The sequence below is a fragment of the Anabaenopsis sp. FSS-46 genome (genome assembly GCF_029891665.1).
In the GTDB taxonomy this organism is placed as follows: domain Bacteria; phylum Cyanobacteriota; class Cyanobacteriia; order Cyanobacteriales; family Nostocaceae; genus Anabaenopsis; species Anabaenopsis arnoldii.
This window is the reverse complement of record NZ_JANQDG010000031.1, coordinates 1-3483: the sequence shown is the minus strand read 5'-3', so window position 1 is coordinate 3483 and position 3483 is coordinate 1. Positions and strand designations below refer to the sequence as shown.

The 3483-nt window shown below is 40.6% G+C and carries 2 protein-coding genes and 2 pseudogenes; 3 read left to right on the top strand and 1 reads right to left on the bottom strand.

What is annotated here, in order from left to right; translation table 11 throughout:
* Nucleotides 1-103: pseudogene (locus NWP21_RS03170) on the top strand (photosystem II protein D1); the annotation flags it as partial.
* Nucleotides 104-279: 176 nt separating this feature from the next.
* Here NWP21_RS03170 and NWP21_RS03165 read toward each other — a convergent pair.
* Complete coding sequence (locus tag NWP21_RS03165) at nucleotides 280-1668, bottom strand: DUF4041 domain-containing protein (protein ID WP_280791587.1); 1389 nt, start codon at nucleotides 1666-1668, stop codon at nucleotides 280-282.
* A gap of 642 nt (nucleotides 1669-2310) precedes the next feature.
* Between NWP21_RS03165 and NWP21_RS03160 the strand changes: the two genes are divergently transcribed.
* Nucleotides 2311-2925: a Holliday junction resolvase-like protein gene (locus tag NWP21_RS03160; protein WP_280791586.1), complete on the top strand. Its 615-nt coding sequence runs from the start codon at nucleotides 2311-2313 to the stop codon at nucleotides 2923-2925.
* A gap of 312 nt (nucleotides 2926-3237) precedes the next feature.
* Nucleotides 3238-3483 (top strand): annotated as a pseudogene (locus NWP21_RS03155) (photosystem II q(b) protein); the annotation flags it as partial.

Sequence of the window (3483 nt, the reverse complement as noted above, 5' to 3'; positions counted from 1 at the left end):
TATGGAAGTAATGCACGAGCGTAACGCTCACAACTTCCCCTTAGACTTGGCTGCTGGTGAAGTTGCTCCTGTTGCTTTGACTGCTCCTGCAATCAACGGCTAAGAGATTCAGGTTAAGAAATTTAAATAATACTGTCTCTGCTCGACTAAGGCGCTCTTCCTACCGGATGGGCGCTTTTGGTTTTTTGCCAAGGTGGAAATCATCACTTTTGACACGTCTAAAGCTACAGTGTACACACATCCTAACCCAGAGGGAGTTTCCAGCCCTGAAAGAAAGATTCAAAAAGTTGCCACTTTATCTTGGCGTTCTCTAGCTAGAGTTTTTCGATAGTCTGTAGCTTCAGCAATCTTGGTAAAAGTCACTTCGGATTTACAAATCTTGAGTTCTTGATCTATTTCTCGCACAACTCTAACTATCTCGTCTAATGAAACTCGAAAGAACTCCTTTCTCTTATTTTCCTTGTTCATCCTCCTGTTGTTGAAACGTTTATGTAAGCGAGATTCAAGCTCTGGAGCGTTTTCGGAAAAGATCATAGCGTGAACATCAAATGGGAAGGGAACAGAAGCATTACCTAGTTCTTTAACTCGATCTATTGGTTCAAGGCGGCGCGTCATGCCAATTTTATAAACATCTTCGCCAAACGAGCCAATGTTTGAAATGATGTAGACGTGTCCAGATTTTGTCAATTGAGCTTGAGATATAGCCCTTTCTTTATTTGCTTCAGCCTCTGCGAGTCGCTTCTGCAACTCCTCGATTTGACTAAGAAGTTTCTCTTGAGCCTTGCCTGTTGCCGACTCTACGTCTCTACGAGCTTTTTCCAAAGCTTCCTGATAACGACGTTCTTCATTTTCAGCATCTTGTCTGGATTTTTCAAGTTCGCGTAATGCTTTCTCTTCTTCGCGCATTTGTTCGCGAATAATGCGCTGTTCTTCCTGCTCTTGATATTTTCTTTCTTGGTATTCGTGGGTTAACCAAAGCTCCTGGAGTTTTAAGTCTAAGTAGCGTGAAGTAATCTCGCAGTGTGTAGTTTGAGAGAGTTTATTTAGATCATCATAAGTCTTTCTGATGCGATTTTCCATTGTCTGAACATTGTTATATTTAACCTTGACAACGGAAGCATCACATTCGCCATTGAAAGCACGAAGAACTAGTTTTAGAAAATTATCAGTCATTTTTTTTCCTTCTTTCGCGCTCCCACCAACTGACCATTCCGTATGGCAGACAGCAGCTTGCTTATCCTTAATCATCTGCTTTTGTTGAGCGCGAATTTTGTCTAAACGTTGCTTGTACTCTTCAGCCTCTTGAAAATCATATTTGGACTCATAAAATCCGAAATCTTCAACAATCTCTTGCTCTTCAAGTCCTTTCAGTTTTGCTCTGAGTACTGAAATTTTCTTAGATAGTTCCTGCTCCTCTACTTGTGACTGCTTATCGAGTTGCTTGAGCCGATCTGTCAGAACGGTAATTTTCGTGTCTAGTTCTCTTGCAGTATCTTCCCTGGAGATGAGTCCTCCATATTTCTGATCGGCTTCTTGTAATCGCTTGTCTGCTTCCTTCAACCTCTCCTGAGCTATTGCATAGTCATTTTTTCGCTGTTGCAATTGCTTAATCACTAAAGCAAGTGCAGTGGCTAATCCGATAGATAGGAGAAACAGTAAGTATGTCATGGAAGCAAGCCGAAATCACCTGTTATAAAATTTGTGCAGCCTTGCCAGGACTCAAAGTATAGCCCTAACCAAGAGGTAAAGCGATATAACGGCCTTAGGACTTACGCAACTGGTACAGGCGATCTGCTTGCAGCAGCGCTTCGCTATCGCACAAGCACATTGATATTATATAAGTGATGTCAAGGGCACGGGGGGATGCCTAGTGTAGTTGATAGTAGAAAGGTATGAATAAAACCAGATTCAGATAGCGATTCATGAGAAAATAGGTAGAGGGTGTAAGAGATAATTTTGGTGATGTTGTGCAAAGCACAGCTTACTGAAGATACCTAATTGGGACACTTGCTCAGGCTCCCAAACCCAGTGGAAAGTCCCCTGGATGGACAGAAGGTCAACCTCGCACTCGTAGAATTCGTTATCCAACTGTCAAAAAACGCACTCCCAAACCAAAAAAACAAGTTCCACAATCTGCTTAATTCTTTGATTTTTCCTTTTTTGCGTGTAAAGCTTGTCACTCAGTTATCCTGAGTTACTTTGTCATGCGTTTAGTCTAAACTCCGGTATGCAGAAAATTTCCGTTTTTTGGCTCAATCTCATGTTAAACTGCATTGACAGTTATACAATTAAATTTAGCCAGTATTCCAAATGGAACTGCTTGTTCTCTTACTTATCCTTATAATTTTAGGGCTTTCCTATCAACTTTATCGAGCCAACGCAAGTGTAACGCAGAAAGCAAAAGAATATTACGAAGCTTGGAAAAAAAAGGATTATGAGTATATAAGGAGAGAACAAGAAAATATTGCTCAACAAAACATTGAACTACTGGTAAGTGAAGAAGCCGCGAAAAAAGCGCAGGAACAATATGAGATATGGCGTTCTCAAAATATAAATTCTATTAGGAACGAGCAAAGAGAAATAGCTATACGTGAAGCTGAAATAAAAATTCAGCAATGGATAGAAGAAAATACTAAATCTATTAGGCAAGATGCTATTCAAAGAAGTCAATCTGTAATTATGGGGAAAGTTACGGAACACTTTATTCCATACCTCCAAGAATTTACTTTTAATCCAAAAGATGCAAGGTTTCTGGGTAGTCCAGTAGACTTTGTAGTTTTTGATGGGTTAAATGAAGACGCTCTGCGTGATATTTGGTTTGTCGAGGTTAAAACAGCCTCATCTTCGTTGAATAAACGCCAAAGACAGATTAGACAAGCTATTCAGGGAAGCAGAGTTAAATGGAAAGAGTTACGAAGAGATTAAACAAATTTGTATTTATTGCTGTTTGTCGCTATTTGGCGAGATTCAAAAAAGTTGGTCAATATACCTATCTAGGTCATTACGCTTAATGCGCCAGGCTCTCCCAACTAACTTGGCTTTTAGTTCCCCACCAAGCGATCGCCTCTTTGAGAAACTCCCCCAGAATTGAGCTAATGATAAGTAAAACTTACATCAAGCATAATTTTTATTAAAAAAATACCCCTTGCCAAACATTTGTAAACAATTGTAAAGTAATCTCATAGACAGAAAACAAACTTGTCTGATTCATACATAGATAACCGCAATCATAAACAAATGACCACAACCTTACAACAGCGCCAAAGCGCCAACGTATGGGATCGCTTCTGCGAGTGGATCACCAGCACCGAAAACCGGATTTACATCGGTTGGTTCGGAGTCCTCATGATCCCCACCCTCCTAGCTGCTACCACCTGCTTTATTATCGCCTTCATCGCTGCTCCTCCTGTAGACATCGATGGAATCCGCGAACCAGTAGCTGGCTCCTTAATTTACGGAAACAACATCATCTCTGGTGCAGTT

Bases quoted from the DNA above. Each gene is read 5' to 3' on its own strand.
- NWP21_RS03165 (WP_280791587.1), bottom strand. From the start codon at position 1,668: ATGACATACTTACTGTTTCTCCTATCTATCGGATTAGCCACTGCACTT.
- NWP21_RS03160 (WP_280791586.1), top strand. From the start codon at position 2,311: ATGGAACTGCTTGTTCTCTTACTTATCCTTATAATTTTAGGGCTTTCC.